Source organism: Mesorhizobium sp. L-8-10, assembly GCF_016756635.1.
In the GTDB taxonomy this organism is placed as follows: domain Bacteria; phylum Pseudomonadota; class Alphaproteobacteria; order Rhizobiales; family Rhizobiaceae.
Genome location: NZ_AP023263.1, coordinates 6,267,510 through 6,283,962 on the forward strand (window position 1 = coordinate 6,267,510; position 16,453 = coordinate 6,283,962).

General features: G+C 62.6%; 17 protein-coding genes. 5 read left to right on the forward strand and 12 right to left on the reverse strand.

Features of this window, described 5'->3' with window-relative positions:
• Positions 1-12 precede the first annotated feature (12 nt).
• The 3 genes from JN280_RS29365 to JN280_RS29375 form a co-directional block, all read right to left on the reverse strand.
• Positions 13-1,314 (reverse strand): TRAP transporter large permease, encoded by a 1,302-nt coding sequence (locus JN280_RS29365; protein ID WP_202307536.1) that lies wholly within the window; start codon positions 1,312-1,314, stop codon positions 13-15.
• A 9-nt stretch (positions 1,315-1,323) separates the two neighbouring features.
• Positions 1,324-1,842: a TRAP transporter small permease gene (locus tag JN280_RS29370; RefSeq protein WP_202307537.1), complete on the reverse strand. Its 519-nt coding sequence runs from the start codon at positions 1,840-1,842 to the stop codon at positions 1,324-1,326.
• Positions 1,843-1,933: 91 nt separating this feature from the next.
• On the reverse strand, positions 1,934-3,043 hold the full coding sequence (locus JN280_RS29375; RefSeq protein WP_202307538.1) for a TRAP transporter substrate-binding protein: 1,110 nt from the start codon (positions 3,041-3,043) through the stop codon (positions 1,934-1,936).
• 239 nt (positions 3,044-3,282) lie between these two features.
• On the opposite strand from JN280_RS29375, the gene JN280_RS29380 reads away from it, so the two are divergent.
• Complete coding sequence (locus tag JN280_RS29380; RefSeq protein WP_202307539.1) at positions 3,283-3,891, forward strand: helix-turn-helix domain-containing protein; 609 nt, start codon at positions 3,283-3,285, stop codon at positions 3,889-3,891.
• A 9-nt stretch (positions 3,892-3,900) separates the two neighbouring features.
• Positions 3,901-5,058 carry an alpha-hydroxy acid oxidase gene (locus tag JN280_RS29385; RefSeq protein WP_202307540.1) on the forward strand — a complete coding sequence of 386 codons (1,158 nt, stop codon included), beginning with the start codon at positions 3,901-3,903 and terminating at the stop codon, positions 5,056-5,058.
• Positions 5,059-5,335: 277 nt separating this feature from the next.
• Here the strand turns inward: JN280_RS29385 and JN280_RS29390 are convergent, their stop codons facing one another.
• Entirely contained in the window at positions 5,336-5,755 is a 420-nt protein-coding gene (locus JN280_RS29390) for a PaaI family thioesterase (protein WP_202307542.1), read from the reverse strand.
• A gap of 57 nt (positions 5,756-5,812) precedes the next feature.
• Between JN280_RS29390 and JN280_RS29395 the strand changes: the two genes are divergently transcribed.
• Together JN280_RS29395 and JN280_RS29400 are read left to right on the forward strand one after the other, a co-directional pair.
• Positions 5,813-6,142, forward strand: a complete 330-nt coding sequence (locus JN280_RS29395; protein ID WP_202307544.1) for a hypothetical protein — start codon at positions 5,813-5,815, stop codon at positions 6,140-6,142.
• Entirely contained in the window at positions 6,139-6,321 is a 183-nt protein-coding gene (locus JN280_RS29400; protein WP_202307546.1) for a hypothetical protein, read from the forward strand. The genes JN280_RS29395 and JN280_RS29400 overlap by 4 nt, the downstream gene beginning before the upstream one ends.
• Positions 6,322-6,482: 161 nt before the next feature.
• Here the strand turns inward: JN280_RS29400 and JN280_RS29405 are convergent, their stop codons facing one another.
• The 6 genes from JN280_RS29405 to JN280_RS29430 form a co-directional block, all read right to left on the reverse strand.
• Complete coding sequence (locus tag JN280_RS29405; RefSeq protein ID WP_202307548.1) at positions 6,483-7,337, reverse strand: carbohydrate ABC transporter permease; 855 nt, start codon at positions 7,335-7,337, stop codon at positions 6,483-6,485.
• Positions 7,337-8,281, reverse strand: a complete 945-nt coding sequence (locus JN280_RS29410; RefSeq protein WP_244742228.1) for a carbohydrate ABC transporter permease — start codon at positions 8,279-8,281, stop codon at positions 7,337-7,339. The genes JN280_RS29405 and JN280_RS29410 overlap by 1 nt, the downstream gene beginning before the upstream one ends.
• Positions 8,278-9,306: an ABC transporter ATP-binding protein gene (locus tag JN280_RS29415; protein WP_202307550.1), complete on the reverse strand. Its 1,029-nt coding sequence runs from the start codon at positions 9,304-9,306 to the stop codon at positions 8,278-8,280. Before JN280_RS29415 ends, JN280_RS29410 begins: the two co-directional genes overlap by 4 nt.
• A 99-nt stretch (positions 9,307-9,405) precedes the next feature.
• Positions 9,406-10,746 (reverse strand): ABC transporter substrate-binding protein, encoded by a 1,341-nt coding sequence (locus JN280_RS29420; protein ID WP_202307553.1) that lies wholly within the window; start codon positions 10,744-10,746, stop codon positions 9,406-9,408.
• Between the two features lie 666 nt (positions 10,747-11,412).
• The gene (locus tag JN280_RS29425; protein WP_202307555.1) at positions 11,413-11,856 is read right to left on the reverse strand and encodes a PaaI family thioesterase; all 444 of its coding nucleotides are present in this window, start codon (positions 11,854-11,856) and stop codon (positions 11,413-11,415) included.
• A 28-nt stretch (positions 11,857-11,884) separates the two neighbouring features.
• Positions 11,885-12,277 (reverse strand): hypothetical protein, encoded by a 393-nt coding sequence (locus JN280_RS29430; RefSeq protein WP_202307557.1) that lies wholly within the window; start codon positions 12,275-12,277, stop codon positions 11,885-11,887.
• Positions 12,278-12,483: 206 nt separating this feature from the next.
• Here JN280_RS29430 and JN280_RS29435 point away from each other — a divergent pair, with 206 nt between their 5' ends.
• Positions 12,484-13,887: a site-specific integrase gene (locus tag JN280_RS29435; RefSeq protein WP_202307559.1), complete on the forward strand. Its 1,404-nt coding sequence runs from the start codon at positions 12,484-12,486 to the stop codon at positions 13,885-13,887.
• A gap of 82 nt (positions 13,888-13,969) precedes the next feature.
• Here JN280_RS29435 and JN280_RS29440 read toward each other — a convergent pair whose 3' ends face one another.
• Together JN280_RS29440 and JN280_RS29445 are read right to left on the reverse strand one after the other, a co-directional pair.
• Positions 13,970-14,323: a hypothetical protein gene (locus JN280_RS29440; protein WP_202307561.1), complete on the reverse strand. Its 354-nt coding sequence runs from the start codon at positions 14,321-14,323 to the stop codon at positions 13,970-13,972.
• A gap of 1,037 nt (positions 14,324-15,360) precedes the next feature.
• Positions 15,361-16,326, reverse strand: a complete 966-nt coding sequence (locus JN280_RS29445; RefSeq protein WP_202307563.1) for an AAA family ATPase — start codon at positions 16,324-16,326, stop codon at positions 15,361-15,363.
• Positions 16,327-16,453 lie beyond the last annotated feature (127 nt).

Genomic DNA, 16,453 nt, shown 5'->3' on the forward strand with positions numbered 1-16,453 from the left:
CTTTCAGAAAGATCATAGGAAACCGAACCATCGCGGCAGCGTCAATGAGATCGCAGGTACGTAGGTGACGACGAGCAGCACCGCCAGATTGGAGAGGAGGAAGGGCACGCTCTGGCGCACGATCGCGCCGAGCGGCACCCCGGATATCGTCGAGCCTAGATAGAGCGCCAGCCCGTAGGGCGGCGTCATCAGGCCTATCATCACGTTGAGCACCATGATGACGCCGAAATGAACCGGATCGACGCCCATCGCGGCGAGCAGCGGCGTGAACAGCGGCGCAAACAGCAGAAGCTGCACGGAATCGCCGATCCACAGGCCGTTGATCAGGAAGAACAGGTTGAGGAGCAGCAGTAGCGTCCACGGCTCGAGCTGGAGATCCTGCACGAGCGCCTGCAGCTCGCTCGGCACGCGTTCGTTGGCCAGCACCCAGCTTATGATGGTCGCGAAACCAACGATCAGATAGACGGATGCCGAAGTGCGCGCGGCCCGGTCGATGATGTCCCAGAACGCCTTCAGCGACAGGTTGCGGTAGGCGAGCACGCCGACCAGCAGCGCGTAGGCAACCGCGATCGCGGCTGCTTCCGTTGCCGTGAAGATGCCGGAGATGATGCCGCCCAGGATGATCAGCGGCATGAAGATCGCCCAGAAGGCGCTCATGAAGATGTGGAAGGCGACGCCGAGGGTGAGGCCCTCGATCGGGTTCCGCGGAAAGCCCTTCTTGCGCGCCAGATAGAAGACGACGGCCATCTGCGCGACGCCGAGCATCATGCCCGGCACCGCGCCGGCCAGGAACAGCGCGGCGACCGAGGTGTTGGTCAACGCGGAGAAGATGATCAGCGGGATGGAGGGCGGGATGATGGGCCCCTGGATCGCGGAACTGACGGTCAGCGCGGCCGCAAAATCCTTCCGGTAGCCGTCCTTCTCCATCATCTTGATCTCGACCGGTCCGAGCGCGGAGATGTCGGCCAGCGCGGATCCGGACACGCCGGAAAACATCATCGAGCCGACGACATTGACATAGGCCAGGCCGCCGCGAAGCCGGCCGACCATCAGGCGAGAGAGGTTCACCAGCCGGTCGGTCATGCCAATCGCGGTCATGATCTCGCCAGCGATGATGAAGAGCGGGATCGACAGCCAGATGAAGACATCCATGCCGGTGAAGAACTTGTGGGCGTAGATATCGAGCATGCCGGCCATACCGGGCTTGATGACGAAGTAGGCCATCCCCGCGAAGCCGATTGCGAATATGACGGGGCTGCCCATAACCATGAGCACGAGCAGGAGGCCGATGACGATGAGAAGCGATTGGTCCATCGGGCTGCCTCAGATCTCGGCTTTGAGGATGGAGGGTTCGGCGGTCTCGGGCGTGCCGCGGACAAAGTCGCGCAGCGCCAGAACCAGCATGTGGAACAGCATCAGGGCTGCGCCGACGGGCACGGAGAGGTAGATCCAGTAAAAGCTGACCTGTAGCGTTGCAGACATGCGACGCTGTCCGAAGTCGGCATTCTCGTAGCCTTTCCAGACGAGTACGGCGAGCAGCACGCACAGCATCAGGCGGAAGATCGCGTTGCGGAGCGAAAGCAGCCGGCGCGGCCAGTACCAGTCGAAGAAATCAACGCGAACGAGCTGTTCGTCCTTCACCAGCAGGCTGCCCGCCAGCATCACCACCCATATCATCAGGTAGCGCGCGGCCTCCTCCGGCCACGGAAGCGAGAAGCCTAAGCCGTAGCGCAGCACGACCTGGATGAACAGGATGGCTGCAACTAGGATGAGCATGACCCGGGCGGCAAGGGAGGCGATGAAACCCAGGACGCCTGCGAGCATTTCGAGAGTTCTGAGCAATGACGCCTCCGCTCTCCGATGGTTGGACCGGATCGAATTGTCTAGATCCGGCAGGACGAACCCGCGCCGTGCGGCGCGGGCGCCACGATGACTAGTCCTGCGTGTCGGCGATAGCCTGCCGCAATTCCCCGATCAGCTCCGCGCCGACCTGCTCGGTGAGCATCTCGGCGATCGGCTGCTGGCTCTTCTCGACGAACGCCTGGAACTCCTCCGCCGTCGGCTGGTAGATTTCGACGCCCGCTTTCTCGATCACCTTCAGGTCTTGCGATTCCTTCGCCGCGATGATGCCGAGCATGGCAAAGGTCGCCTGGCGACCGGCATAATCGAACGCCGCGCGGTCTTCTTCGCTGAGGCTCTGGTAGAATTCCTCATTGATGGTGATGAGCGGCATGTTGATGAGGTGGTGATCCAGCGTATAATACTTCTGCACTTCCTGCAGATTGGCCAGAAGCATGGTGTAGGGCGCGTTCTCCTGCCCGTCGACCACGCCCGTCTGCAGCGCGCTGTAAAGCTCCGCCCAGGCGATCGGGGTGGGCGACGCGCCGAGCGCCTCGACCATCTTGATGTGGATCGGAACCTGCTGGGTGCGGATCTTCAGCCCCACCATGTCTTCCGGCGTGCGTATCGGCCGCACGGAATTCGAGAAGTTGCGGAACGCGGACGGCAGGTAGTTGAGGATGCGAACACCGCTCTGCTCGGCGACGACATCGGAAAGCTTCTTGCCGAACGGTCCTTCGAGAACCTCGCGCGCCACTTCGGTGGTTGCGAAAGTGTAGGGCATCTCCAGCACCTGCGCAGCGGGCGCGTAAGCCGCCACGTGGCCAGCATTCAGGCCGCCGACGATCTGCAGCGATCCGCGCGCATTCTGTTCAAGCAGCGACTCCAGGTCGCCGAGTTGGCCATTAGGGAACACCTGGATCTCGTAGCGTCCGCCGGTGTGCGACTTGACGATCGAGCTGAACACCTCGGAGTAGGCCCAGTAGGGGTTTGCCAGCAGGTCGCCTTCGCCGTCGACGTGTCCGAAGCGCACGATCGTCTGCGCGTCGGCAGCACCGATCATCAAGGTTCCAAGGCTCATTGTCGCCGCAGCGCAAAGAACACCCAGTTTTCGTATGATGGAATTCATTTCCTCAACTCCGCTGTCGGTGGTGGATGGCATAGTGACCCCGACGCGGCGGGCCGATAGCCCGACGGCGCTCAAGTTCACCCTCGATATAGATGCTTCTGGCAATTTCCCTGGGGGCTTTGTGGCCGACCCCTCTTAGCCGTCTACCATACGAAACGACTTTCTAGTGTCAAGCTGTATCGTCAAATTCTTTTCGTATAGTGGATAATCGTACTATCCGCACTTTCCCCGCAGGAAGGGACATCGTATAAGGGAGCTATGTCGCTTGGCGGGTTCCGCCCGGTTGCCAGACAGCAAGAGAGCTGGAGTCAGCAATGAACGTCCGACCTGCCAAAGTCATGGAACCCGGTGTCGAAACGGCGGTGCCCGACCTGGACATAGGGGCAAGGCTGGCCCAGCTTCGTCAGCAGCAGGGCTGGACGCTCCAGCAGGCGAGCAAGCGTACCGGCGTCTCCGCGTCGGCGCTGTCGAAGATCGAGCGCAACGAATTGTCGCCGACGATCTCGACCTTGCAGCGCGTCGCCCGCGGCTACGAGCTCGACGTGGTCGCGCTTCTCAACGACAGGGAAGCCTCCCGCAGCCTGCCCGGCCGCCGCAGCGTGACAAGGACGAATGAGGGGCGCCCTTACCAGTCGAACAGCTGCGCCAACACCATGTTGTGCGCGGACCTGCTGGACAAGCGCATGACGCCGATCCGCACGCGGGTAACGGCGCGCTCGCCCGAAGAGTACCGATCCTGGCCGGTCAGCGACGCCGAAATCTTCGTGACGGTGGTCAAGGGGACGATGGTGGTCCACAGCCAGATCTACGAACCCCTCATCCTCAATGCGGGCGACAGCCTCTACTACGACGCCGGAACCCCACACATCTGGACGTCGGAGGGTCCCGAGGATGCCGAAGTGATCTGGGTGATCTCCTCCTAGAGAAACCGCATGCTGCTGAACACTGGCGATTACCGCGAACGGGCGCGGCGCAAACTACCGCGCGGCCTGTTCGAATATATCGATCGGGGCACAGAGGACGAGCTTGCGCTGTCCCGGCTGCGGAGCTCGCTGGATTCTGTGGTGCTGCGGCCATCGGTGCTTTCAGGCCATGCGAGGCGTGAGCCCGGCACGACCCTTTTCGGCAGGCGGTTCCCGACGCCGCTTGTCATCGCGCCGACAGCACTTGCCGGCCTCGTCGCCCATAATGGCGAATTGAAGCTGGCGCGCGCTGCGGCAGCGCTCGGCATCCCGTTCAGCGTGTCGACCCAGTCCGTCACCACCATCGAGGAAATCCGCCGCGCCGCGCAGGACGCGACGTTGTGGTTCCAGCTCTATGTCTGGCGTGACCGCACACTGACCGCCGATCTCCTGAAGCGGGTGCGGGCATGCGACTGCGAATGCCTCGTCGTGACCGCCGACACACAGATGTCGCCCAACCGCGAATACAACCAGCGCAACGGCTTCGGCATCCCGTTCAAGCCGACCCTGCGCAATCTCGTCGATATGGCCGTTCACCCGCGCTGGCTGCTGGGCGTGATGCTGCGCTACATGCTCGCCGGCGGCGTGCCGACCTATGGGCACTATCCGGCCGAGTACCGCAGCGCCATCACCCGCGCCAATGTGCAGGAGGCCGTGCGGCTGGAGACAAACCTTTCCTGGGGAGACGTGAAGCGGCTCCGCGACGAGTGGCCGGGCAAGCTCGTCGTGAAGGGCGTCCTCTCGATTGAGGATGCCGAGCTGGCCCTGGCCGTAGGCGTGGACGGTGTCGTGGTTTCCGCGCATGGGGGGCGCAATCTCGATTGCCTTCCGTCTACGGCAAGCTGCCTTTCAGCGATCGCGGAGGCGTTTGGCGATCGCATGACGATACTGGCCGACAGCGGCGTCAGGCGCGGCACGGACGTGCTGAAATATCTGGCCATGGGTGCCCAGGGCGTGATGCTGGGCCGGCTTCCGCTGTGGGGTCTTGCAGCCGGCGACGAGGAGGGCGCGAGTTCCGTGCTGGCCATGATGCTGCGCGAAATGGATACCGCCATGGGCTTACTCGGCGTGGCGGACATCGCGGCCCTGCGGTCGCCTGCGCGCTGGGGCATCGAAGCGCAACATTGAAGTGGCTCAGGCCCGCATCCCGGCTTTTAAGCCCAGTGTCACCACGCCGCAGCTCCGGTGTCTCATCGTGCTGCTTTGTCGTAGGCGGCGAGCCGCTGTCGGGCCACGTGTCTGACAAAAGTGACGTTACCGCCCGAAGTGCCAGCACAGTTGCTCTGGTCCCTGTCCCTTATTGAAGCGGAATACGCCTCCGACCTGGCAACTGAGGAACGGCGCTTCCCCCTCGCTTGGCTCGCGCGACAAATCCGGTTTCGGGCCGAGGCGGTAGCTACCTCGCCTAAGCTACGCCGGTCACAGGCCGCTGAAAGATCCGGCTGGTCACCATGGCCTTCGCCACCAGGCGGCCCGCCTCGTCGCGCACCGTCACGTCCGACACTGTCTGGTTCCGGCCGCGCTGGATGACGAGCGCTTCGGTGGTGAGACCGCAGCCGTCGGTCTCGGCCAGGTTGGCGGTCGCTCCGCCGATGGCATCACCGTCGGCAAGACCGGAAGCGGATGCCGCCGCTCCCGTCACGTCGATCAAGGTCGCGATGGCGCCGCCATGGGCGATCGATCCCGCCGTTGCCAGTTGCGGGCGGAAAGGAAGCTTCATGACCACCCTGCCCGTCTCCGCCTCGACCACCTCGATCCCCAGCGGTGTCGCGAAGGGCGACCGCGCCAGCACATCCTCGATCCATCTGCGCGCGATCGCATGCATGGCCGTGCTCCTTCTCGGTTGGCGTTCGTGTCACGCGGCAGCGGAGCGACGCAGCCCATGAATTGCAGCACTGCGAACAGGCCGACGACCAGTGCCTGGGCGGCGATGAAGGCCGTGCCGAGCAGGTTCGGGGACACCGAGCCGGAGAACAGCAGCCCGAAGCTGGCGAGCACCCAGAGGACGTTGGCGATGATGTCGATCAGAACAAGGCGGGAGACCGCCTTGCGACGCGCCGTGACCAGGAGAAGGGCGACGAAAGCCGGGCGCAACAGCGACGCGATCATGCTGTTCTCGCGGTTCCATGTCGGCATCGCGGAGATCGCCGACCACTGCGTTTTCACGGACGTCGTGCGCGACCTCGTCTCCCACTCATCGTGCTCTGCTTGAAACAGCGTGAAACGACCGGCAAGAGCCATGCCCACCATGCGCTGATCGACACCATTGAGGCCCACAAGCCCGCAGAGGCTGCGGAGTTGATGAAGCATCACATGCTCGATCTCCTGTCGGGCCTCGACCTCACGCGCGGCAGGCCCAAGCCTGAACGCCTCGCCGACTTGTTGCGGTAGTGGTGGTGCCTGGAACCGAGGCCGTAAGGCCGCTTGGGGTTTGTTTCCTGCCGTACGTCTCTGGCCGGAACGAGCAACCAGCGCCAGTCGCGACATTCGTGCTGGATGCAGCGAAGGTCGCGCACCCCTTTCACGGCGTTTGCGACTGAGCCGGTCGGAGCCTATTTCACCGCGCCGACCGTAAACCCCGCCACGAAGCGGTCGACGAAGAAGTTATAGATGACCGCGATCGGAACGCTGGCGATCAGGCAGGCGGCCATCATCGAGCCCCAGAAATAGACGTCACCGCGCACGAGGAACGTCGGGACGCCGACGCTGACAGTGTAACTCGAGGATGAGGTGATGAACGTCAGCCCGTAGACGAATTCCTGCGTCACCAGCGTGAAGGCGAAGATGATCACGGTCAGGATGCCGGCGAGCGAGATCGGCAGCACCACCTTGACGAAGGCGCCGAAGCGGGAGAGCCCGTCGATCATGGCAGCCTCCTCGAGGTCGCGCGGGATCGCCTTGTAGAAGCCCATCAGGAGCCAGGTGCAGAAGGGCACGGTGAAGCTCGGATAGACGAGCACCAGCGACCACAGAGAATCCTGCAGGCCGAGGAGCGCGATAATCCGGGCAAAAGGAATGAAGAGGATGGTGGGCGGTACGAGGTAGGTGAGAAAGATCGCGATTCCGAGCGTCTGCGCCCAGGCACCAGTCATGCGCGCCAGCGCGTAGCCGGCCGGCACCGCCAGCGCGAGGGTGATGGCGACCACCGCGACGCCGACGAGCGCGGTGTTGATGAGCCACTGGAGATATTGGGTCTGTTCGAACAGGAGGGCCAGATGCTCGAGCGTCGGCGGGTCGTTGAACAGGTACGGATTGTTGCCGGTGTCGTGTAGGTCCTGCGTCGTCTTGAAGGTGGTGATCACCATCCAATAGAAGGGAAACGCCAGGAAGGTGACGAAGAAGACGAGGATTCCCGCGTGTCCGCCTGCGGCGGCCGCCCGGCGCGCGCGTGCAGTGGCCGGGGTCATCAGGTGACCTCCGCCCGGCGGGCGAGGACAAGGAACAGGATCGCGACCGCCACCAGCACAGGGAACATGAACAACGAGATGGCGGCGCCGCCGGCAAGGTCGCCACCCTGGATGCCGGTGAAATAGGCCCAGCTCGCGATGACCTGAGTCGAGTCGTAGGGACCACCGCGGGTCAGCACGAAAACCACGATCATGTCGGTGAAGGTGAAGATGATGCCGAAGAGCACCGCCACCAGCGTGATCGGCAGGATGAGTGGCATGGTGATCTGGAAGTGGCGGCGCCAGAAGCCGGCGCCGTCGATCGCGGCGGCGTCATGGATATCCTGTGGGATCGAAGTCAGCCCGGCGAGGATGATTACGGTGGCCAGCGGGAGCAGCCGCCAGATGTTGACGATGACGATCGAGGCGAGCGCCAGGTTCGGCTGACCGAGCCAGATCGGCCATTCGTTCGGTCCGAGAACGCCAATCCGCTGCCCGGTCCAATTGATGATGCTGTAGATCGAATCGTAGATCCACAGCCAGCCGATCGAGCCGAGCGAGATCGGCGCTACCCAGGGCAGCAGGATCAGGAGGCGCACCAACCATTTGCCGCGGAAGTCCACAATCAGCGCCATGGCCAGCGCGTTGGCCAGCACGACGATGAAGATCTGCGAAATCGCCGTGATGACCAGCGTGTTGCGCAGGGCGAGCCAGAAGGTGCTGCTCTCGATCACCCGGCGGAAATTCACCAGGCCGGCGAAGTTCAGGGCGCGGCTGGCGACAGTGGCGTCCGACAGGCTGTAGTAGAGCGACACGATGAACGGGAAGCCCACCAGCACGATGATGTACAAGATGGCCGGCGCAAGCATGATGCGCCACAGCCATCGCTCGCTGTCGGCCAGCCGCGCCAGCGCGCCAGCGCGCTGCGTGCGCACCGCTCCGCGTGGGATCGACGCGACGCTCACCGCGCGTCTCCGTCGACACGGCGCCCGGTGGCACAGTCGAAGCGCCCGATATCGCTGCGGCGGATGACGAAATCAAGCCGCTCCCCGGCGGCGATCTCGATGCGGATGTTGCTCGGGATTTTCGAGATGACATGCGTCTCCGGCGCGCGGCCCTCGAGCACGCCGTAGACCAGCCGGTCAGCGCCGAGATATTCGACGCGCGTGACCTGGAGGGGCATCGCCACCGCGTCGTCCTCGCGCTCGACGCCGCGCGGCAGGAAGGCCTCCGGCCGGAAGCCGAGCCAGGTGTCGCCATCCTCCACGAGGTTCATGGGCGGCGAGCCAATGAAGGTCGCGACGAAGGTGTTGGCCGGCCGGCCGTAGATCTCTTGCGGCGTACCCACCTGCATCACTTTTCCGGAGTTGAGCACGGCGATGCGGTCGCCGAGGCCCATGGCTTCGGCCTGGTCGTGCGTCACATAGATCGTCGTGGTGCCCAGCGTGCGCTGCAGCTGCTTCAGCTCGTCGCGCGCGGAATTGCGCAGCTTCGCATCGAGGTTCGACAAAGGCTCGTCGAGCAGGAAGACGACGGGCTCACGCACCACGGCGCGCGCCAGCGCAACCCGTTGGCGCTCGCCGCCGGAGAGCTGGCGCGGCTTGCGATGCAGGAAGCTTTCGATGCCGAACATGCGCGCCGCCCATTCGACCTTGTTGCGGATCTTCTGCCGTGGAACGCCGAGCGCGCGCAGCGGAAACGAAATGTTCCGCTCCACCGTCAGATGCGGATAGAGCGCGTAGCTCTGGAAGACCATGGCGACGTTGCGCGCTCGCGGCGGCAGGTCGGTCACTACCGTGCCATCGATCACGATGTCGCCGCGGGTGGGCCGCTCGAGACCCGCAATCATTCGCATCAGCGTGGTCTTGCCGCAACCCGAGGGGCCGAGCAGCACGAGGAATTCACCCTCGCCGGCCGTAAGGTCGATGCCGTCGACGGCGTGGACTTCGTCAAAGTGCTTCGAGAGACCTCGTGCCTCCACCGTTGCCATCGGCGCCTCGGAATTCTCTGAAGACGGAACTGGCAGACGGGGTCGCGGTCAGGCGAACCCTCGTCTGCCAAGCGCACGCCAAGTGTGAGGACAAGGAGATCAGATCATGCCCCTTTCCTTCCACTTCGCCCAGATCGCCTGCATCGCCTTCTCGGCCATCGCGACCGCATCCTCCGGCGTATCGTAGCCGGTCGCCACCTTGGCGAACATGGTGTTCAGCGTCCAATTGCCGAAGGCTTCGTCAATTGCAGCGTTCGAGTAGCCGGGATAGCCGACATTGGTCGCCCAATCGAGCACGTCCTGCAGCACGGAATACTTGTCGGGCGGGACTGCCTTGGCATCGGTGGCGACCAGCTCCTTCAAGTCGGGCACCGTGTTGGCGAAGCAGGGGAAGTTGTAGAACTGGCTCGCCTTGAAGGCCACGCCGAAGTTGTTGATGTAGTCGACCAGGAATTTCTGCGCGCCCTTGATGTTCTGCGAGAATTTCCAGATCACATAGCAGTCCATCACGTGCTCCAGCCCGATGCGCCGCACCGGGCCCTCCGCCGCCTTGGCGAGCGCGATCTTCTCGTGGATCGGCAGATTGGTGTTCTCGCCGGTGCGGGTAACCGAAATGGCGTTCAACACCAGCGACGATCGGCCGGCGAGCATTTGCCGGTTGTTCGACGAGGCGTCCCAAGCGAGCACTTCCGGCGTCATCGCCTCTTCGAACAGCGCCTTCACGAACTTGAGCGCCTCGACCGTCTGCGGCGAATTGATCGTGAGATTGCCCGTCTCGTCCTGCTCGTGCGCACCGAACGAATACATGATGGCACGCATCGCCATGGCGGTATCGAGCTCGGCTGACAGTCCGATGCCCACAGGAGTGCCGGTCGCGTCCTTGATCTTTTTGCCGCCGACGCGAACATCCTCCCAGGTATTCGGCGTCATGGCGATGTGGCCCCACAAGTCGGAACGATAGTTGACCGGGTCGGGCACGAAGCTGTCGGAAAACGCAAAGTACTTGCCGGTCTTCGGATTGAAGGTGCTCTTGACCGCCAGGTCGACCGGCTTGCCGTAGGTCTTCTCGCACTCGGCATAGACGTCCTTCATGTCGACCACCTGATCCTCATAGACCGAGGGCGGCGACAGGAACATCACGAGGTCATGACCCTGCTGCGCGGAGACTTCAGCCGCCGCGCGCGAGGGAATAAGGGCGAGATTGATGTTGTCGACGACAACTTCCGTGTCGTTCTCCGCACCCCATTTCTTGACGTATTCGGTGTTGAACCAGGTGTCGTAGGCCGGAACGAAATGGCTCCACTGCAGGATCTTCAGCGTGCTGGCAGCGCTGAGGGGGGTCGCGTGGAAGAACGGACCAACGCTTGCGGCGATGCCAGCGGCGGTGGCGGTCTTGATCACATCGCGGCGCGACGGGCCGCGGCTCTTGCGGATTTGCATGCTTGCCTCCCTTGGAAGTTCATTGGAGATTCTCTCCGTGAACGTGACGACAGGCTTTTCCACTCCCGACGCCGGGCAACCTGTTCGTCCAATGCAGCCATGATGCACCGCGCGCCTGATGGCATCCGTTCGGGACAGATCAGCCTGCACGCTCCGAACAACGATCCAAAGGGTCGTCAGCGACAATACCGGGCATCTCGGCTCCAGGTCAGCAAGCCACTTCCGTGGCGACCCGATCGCCCATTCTGCTAGGTCGCTTTCGCGTCAATTAGCAAATACTAACATTGCTCAAAGGGTTCCGCATTGCTTTTTTGGCGCGTGGCGCCCTCGCGGGCGGTCCTCTTGGGCCAAATGCAGGCGAAGCACAGGTCGTCCGGACCCGCGAACCGCCAGACCTTCCTGGGCGGGATCATCAGGGGAGGCATTTGGCGAGAAATGCCACCTCATCGTGCACTCTGCCGACCTTCCGGGCGATCGACGCGAAGGTCCAGAACGGGTCATCGGCGTGAATTCAACCGAGGGCGAGTGAACTTCCAAATAGGGTCGATAGCGGCGTTCCCTCCCCCGAGGGTACCAGACGTCGGACTTTCACCACTTGAGCGCCGCGCGTCATCTGGATGCGCAAAGTACGTGTCTATCACGTGTGATCTCGGGCCGACGCGACAGCTACCTCGCCGAAGCTCCGCCGGTCACAGGCCGCCGAAAGATCCGGCTGGTCACCATGCCCTTCGCCACCAGGTGGCCCGCATCGTCGCGCACCGTCACGTCCGACACCGTCTGGCTCCGCCCGCGCTGGATGACGATCGCCTCCGCGGTGAGGTCGCGTCCATCCGCCGCGGCCAGATAGGCGATCGTCAGGTTGGCTGTCGCCCCGCCGACGGCATCGCCGTCGGCGAGGCCGGAAGCGGACGCCGCCGCTCCCGTCACGTCCACCAGGGTCGCGATCGCGCCGCCATGGACGATCGATCCCACCGTCGCGAGTTGCGGGCGGAACGGGAGCTTCATGACCACCCTGTCCGTTTCCGCCTCGACCACCTCGATCCCCAGCGGTGCCGCGAAGGGCGACTTCGCCAGGACATCCTCGATCCGTCCGCGTGCGATCGCATGCATTGCCGTCCTCCTTCTGCGGGAAACCGGGTCAAGCCGCCGCCGAACGGCGCAGGCCGACGAATTGCAGTTCGGCAAACAAGGCTACGGTCAGCGCCTGGGCGGTAACGAAGGCGATACCGAGAACGTTGGGGGCCACAGAGCCGGAGATCAGCAGCCCGAAGCTGGCGACCACCCAAAGGACGTTGATGGCGATGATGTCGATCAGGACGAGGCGGGAAACCGTCTGGCGCCGCGCCGTGACCAGGAGAAGGGCGACGAAAGGCACGAGCGCCACACCCGCCCAGAAGAGAAGCCCTTGCGGCAGTCCCAGCAGCGGACCGAGCACGCCGGCGCCGGCGATCATGATGATGGCGGTTGCGCCGGTGGCCAGCGTGTCGGCGATCAACGCGTTGCGCAGGAACGGGGAAACAGAAATCGACATGGGAATTTCTCCTTGGCGTTGCTCTCTTCGGTTGCCGGCGGCATCGCATCGGCTGATCCGATGGCGGAGAACATCGCATCCCGTCCGAAGCCGGGCGATTACGCTTGAGGTAATAAGGGCTAGCGTCAAATCCGCGCATTCCAAGGCTTTGCGGCCCACGAATGCCCATATGTCCTTTACCGGACTTTACCGCAAGGAGAAGGCCAATGAACGCGACGGAGCGCCAAGCCGAAGGTGTATCGATGTGGGTAATGGGTGGTCTCACCCGCGCCCACGACGCTGGCAAACGGGAACTGACAGAACGGGTTAAGGGCTACCCCGGCCTGTATCTGATATCCCGGCCCAAGAGCGCCACGAAGTGGGGTGTCCAAGGCTCACAGTCGTTCGTCTATGCCTACTGGAACCCCGAGACGCACAAGAACGCCAAGATGGTTTTCGAACCGGGCACGACCTTCGCCCGGGCCAAGGAACTGGCAACACAGTGTCGGCGTCTGGTGCGTGAAAAGCGCGACCCCAAGCCCGTCATCACGAAGCTGAAGAAGGACGTTGACGCCCTGTTGTCGGGTACTTGGGACGGCTACACGGTGGATGAACTGTTCCGCGAGTACGCCAGTAACTACAACTATCGCCCTGTCAACGGCCACGTCGCCAGCCAAGGCACAATCGAATATTACGCGGCCCGTCTCGGCCTCCTGCCCGATGGCGCAGGCGGCTGGAAGGAAAGCGGCAACGGCGTTCTGTCGAAGTGGAAAGGCAAGGTCTACGCCACCCGCGACGGCGACGTGAAGCTGGACGACCGCGACGCCGATGCGATCTTGCGCGACATGGCCCCGTCCGTCGCTAACAAGACCGTGGAAGCCTTGAAGCGTTTCGGACGGTGGGCCGTCTATGCCAAGCGGGCCAACACGAACCCCTTCGCCGAATTGCAACCGTTCCATGAAGAGGACCACCGTGACCGGCTGTTTAGCAACGCGGAAATCAAGCTGTTGTGGCAGATCACAGAGACGACCAACGATCCGCTTGACCGCCTCTATGGCAAGTCCGCGCAACTGATGCTGTTGACCGTGGTTCGTCCCGGTGCAGCTCGCCGTGCCCGTTGGGTGGATTTCGACCTCGGCAACTCGTCGCCTGTCTGGTATCTGCCGCCGGAGGAACGCCGCAAGCGCCAGACGAAGAGGATCGGCCGTCACGCAATCCCGCTCTCCCCCATGGCCGTCACGCTCCTGCAATCGCTGCCGCGTGAAGGGGAGTATGTCTTCTCCACGGACGGCGGGCGGACGCCTATCCCGGACGATGGCAAAGCCGTTACGCGGGCTTTCCGCAAGCGCATGGAAACCTCGCTTGGCCGCGACTACGCTAGCGAGCCGGAAGCCAACGAAGACGACAACTTTACGGGCGCATGGCAGTGGCGCGACCTCCGCCGGACGGCGGCAACCGGCCTATCCCGTATCAAGATCGGCCCCTTCTCCGTGCCGCCGCATGTCATCGAGGCGATACAGGACCACGCCAAGGGCAAGGTGTCGGCCGCATATCTCAAGAATACCTATCTGGACGAAGCCCGCCAGGTACTCGAAGCATGGTCCGCGCAATTGGCCCGCATCGCGGCATAGCGGCCCGTACAGCGCCGCGCATAAAGAAAGGGGGCCATCGCAGGCCCCTTTTCGTTTGCCCGTCTACGGCACATACATTCTTTCATTCGGCGGCTAGGTCAAAGCCGCTCTCGCCGCAATAGCTGACTTCGTCAGCCGTGAATGGTGCGCCCCTCTTTTGAATAGCTTCACAGGTGGCGAAGGCGGCCCGGTAAACCCATCCCTTGTTAGCCCATGCGGCGGTTCCTTCCGCAATGGGAAGCTCCTTCCAACTGCCTCCATCGTTCGGGTTGAAAACCCATGTCATGCCCGTGGCGGTATCGAGCATGAATGTAAGATTAAGGTCTCCATTGTGGAGCACGTAACGGCCTACCTCGGCGGGTGGCTTCTCTTGGGCCTGTGCCATGCTTGCGAAAGAGGCGGCACAAGCGGGGATAAGCAAAAGACGATGCATCATAGAGGCCCCATCCTGCCCGGCCTAAGTCGCCTTCAAACTCGATACCCGATCTTGCCATAGATCGAGGCGTGTTAGGAAGAGATGGATCGGGTGGTGTCGTCGGGCGATTTGCGCTTTGCAACTCAAACACTTAACCCGCTAGGCGCGGGCGGTAGTGGTTCTGATTGCTTTTAGAACATAGACACTTAGGGGTTGTTTTGTGGCCAGCGGACGCGCCTCCGCGTTCGGTTTCCGGGGTTTTGTTATTTTTTTCCACCTAGCGGTTGTGGGGACCCGGCCGCCGGTACCCGCCCGGATGGGACCCTAAAGGGGGGAACCCGGTACCCCACGGCACGGCCCGGCTGCGGCCTCCGGTTGCAACGGCCCGGTGCCGAGCGCGCTGGCGCGATGTAGCGCATGCCTTCCGACCTCCGGCCATACCTCGGCTTTGCCTCGGCTGTTGCAGTGCAGCATTCCGCCTCACGGTCAAGGTTCGCGGTAAAGACCCGGCAAAAACCGAAGCAATATCAATCACAAACAAATACCCGGTACGTAATAGCCAGCCGATTTACCCCCTGCCAGTGCCCAAGCGCAGCCAGCCCCGGAGCCCCGAAGGAGCCTGCCCCCCTTATCAACCGTTGATAGAACGGCCTGATAAAGTGATAATGCCCCCAGAAGCGGCCGGGGCCCCGCCCCGGAGCGCCCCGCTGCGGACATGCGGACATGCGGCACTATCTCCGTCCCCCGGCTGAGGCCATTGCAACCATCGCAGGCAGGCCCCCCCCAACGCTGGCAGTTCCGGCGTGCGGGCGGGCTATTGGGCAGGGCGAAACATACACGCGGTCCGCAAATACACGCGGGCGGATTGCCAGTCACAGCCGAAACTTGGCCCAATCTAGTGAACACCGGGCCTTAGCCGCGACCACCCCCGGCGAAGCGCGGCGAAGCTGTCACGCCCCCCGTAGCGGCCGGGGAGAGTTTTTTGATCCAATTTTTGATTTTTGATGACCCCCCCTAATCAAAAATCAGATTGTTTTTTGTTCCGCATCCCCGCCGCCTCACTGCAACGTCGTCGTTGGCGGCGGATCAATCAGGCAAGAGATGAAACAACGGCGAGACGACGAGTAGCTCCTTTCGACCACACCCTTTTTTGCCCGAGTAAGCGTAGCCGGAGCAATACCTTCATCTTTGGCCAGCGCCGAAAGCTCGGTCTCGGCCATGGGGCCGTTGGCCAACACGTTCCGAAGGAACGCTTCGGCTTTCTGCCGCTCGGCACTCGGCCGGCCCCGTTTGAGCTTCACATCGTCTTCGTCAATCGTCTCGCCGAAAACGAAACGCCCCTCGTCAATGGTATAGGTCCGGGCAGGACCGAGTTCGCCATAGTTCGTCTTAACGTGCTTCATAATCCGGGTGCCTTCGTTGGTTTGCGCGAGAAGCATAACCGACCGCGATGCGTTGACCCAATCGGCGCTACCCGACCATGCGTCTTGATTGTCGTCGGCTTGGCTCTTGCGGACGTGGCCGACCAGGATGATGGTCACTTTGTATTTGTGGCCTAGAGACGCCAACTGCGTCATCAAGGCCCGGACCGCGTTCGCCTTATTCATGTCCATTCTTCCGCCGGCGTAGTAAACAACCGGATCAATGGTCATGACCCCAAAACCGCCCTGTTGCAGATATGTTTCTACCAGCGCAATCCCGTCCGTATCGAGTGTGAACAGCGTGTTTGGAACGGCAATCATCCGCATGTCGGCCCCTGCGGCTCGCAGCCGAGGCTTGATGACCTTGGAGTAGTCATCTTCCGCAGAAAGCATGAGCACTCGCATCGGAGCCCTTTCCCTCTCCCCGGGATTGCGCTCGTCTCCCTCTCCGGGGAGCGTATCACCCCGGCTGAACCTTGCAGCGAGTTGAATGGTCAGGAAGCTCTTGCCCATGCCACCCCGGCCGATCAAGCCGCATAGTTCATTTTTGGGAAGGTATGGACGCCATAGCCAGTCTATATCTTCCTCGTCAATGTCCGTCATCCAAGTGAGACCGGGTATAACAGGTCTATCAGCCAATTTGCGACTAGTCGCATCGCTTGCCAGATCAGTGTCACCTTGATTTTCAAGGTCATTTACGTTAGTGTGCATTTAAGGGTAGTCCTTTCAT

Coding starts and splice junctions, on each gene's coding strand:
- JN280_RS29365 (WP_202307536.1), bottom strand. CDS start 1,314: ATGGACCAATCGCTTCTCATCGTCATCGGCCTCCTGCTCGTGCTCATG.
- JN280_RS29380 (WP_202307539.1), top strand. CDS start 3,283: ATGAACGTCCGACCTGCCAAAGTCATGGAACCCGGTGTCGAAACGGCG.
- JN280_RS29385 (WP_202307540.1), top strand. CDS start 3,901: ATGCTGCTGAACACTGGCGATTACCGCGAACGGGCGCGGCGCAAACTA.
- JN280_RS29390 (WP_202307542.1), bottom strand. CDS start 5,755: ATGCATGCGATCGCGCGCAGATGGATCGAGGATGTGCTGGCGCGGTCG.
- JN280_RS29395 (WP_202307544.1), top strand. CDS start 5,813: ATGAATTGCAGCACTGCGAACAGGCCGACGACCAGTGCCTGGGCGGCG.
- JN280_RS29405 (WP_202307548.1), bottom strand. CDS start 7,337: ATGACCCCGGCCACTGCACGCGCGCGCCGGGCGGCCGCCGCAGGCGGA.
- JN280_RS29415 (WP_202307550.1), bottom strand. CDS start 9,306: ATGGCAACGGTGGAGGCACGAGGTCTCTCGAAGCACTTTGACGAAGTC.
- JN280_RS29420 (WP_202307553.1), bottom strand. CDS start 10,746: ATGCAAATCCGCAAGAGCCGCGGCCCGTCGCGCCGCGATGTGATCAAG.
- JN280_RS29425 (WP_202307555.1), bottom strand. CDS start 11,856: ATGCATGCGATCGCACGCGGACGGATCGAGGATGTCCTGGCGAAGTCG.
- JN280_RS29430 (WP_202307557.1), bottom strand. CDS start 12,277: ATGTCGATTTCTGTTTCCCCGTTCCTGCGCAACGCGTTGATCGCCGAC.
- JN280_RS29435 (WP_202307559.1), top strand. CDS start 12,484: ATGAACGCGACGGAGCGCCAAGCCGAAGGTGTATCGATGTGGGTAATG.
- JN280_RS29440 (WP_202307561.1), bottom strand. CDS start 14,323: ATGATGCATCGTCTTTTGCTTATCCCCGCTTGTGCCGCCTCTTTCGCA.
- JN280_RS29445 (WP_202307563.1), bottom strand. CDS start 16,326: ATGACGGACATTGACGAGGAAGATATAGACTGGCTATGGCGTCCATAC.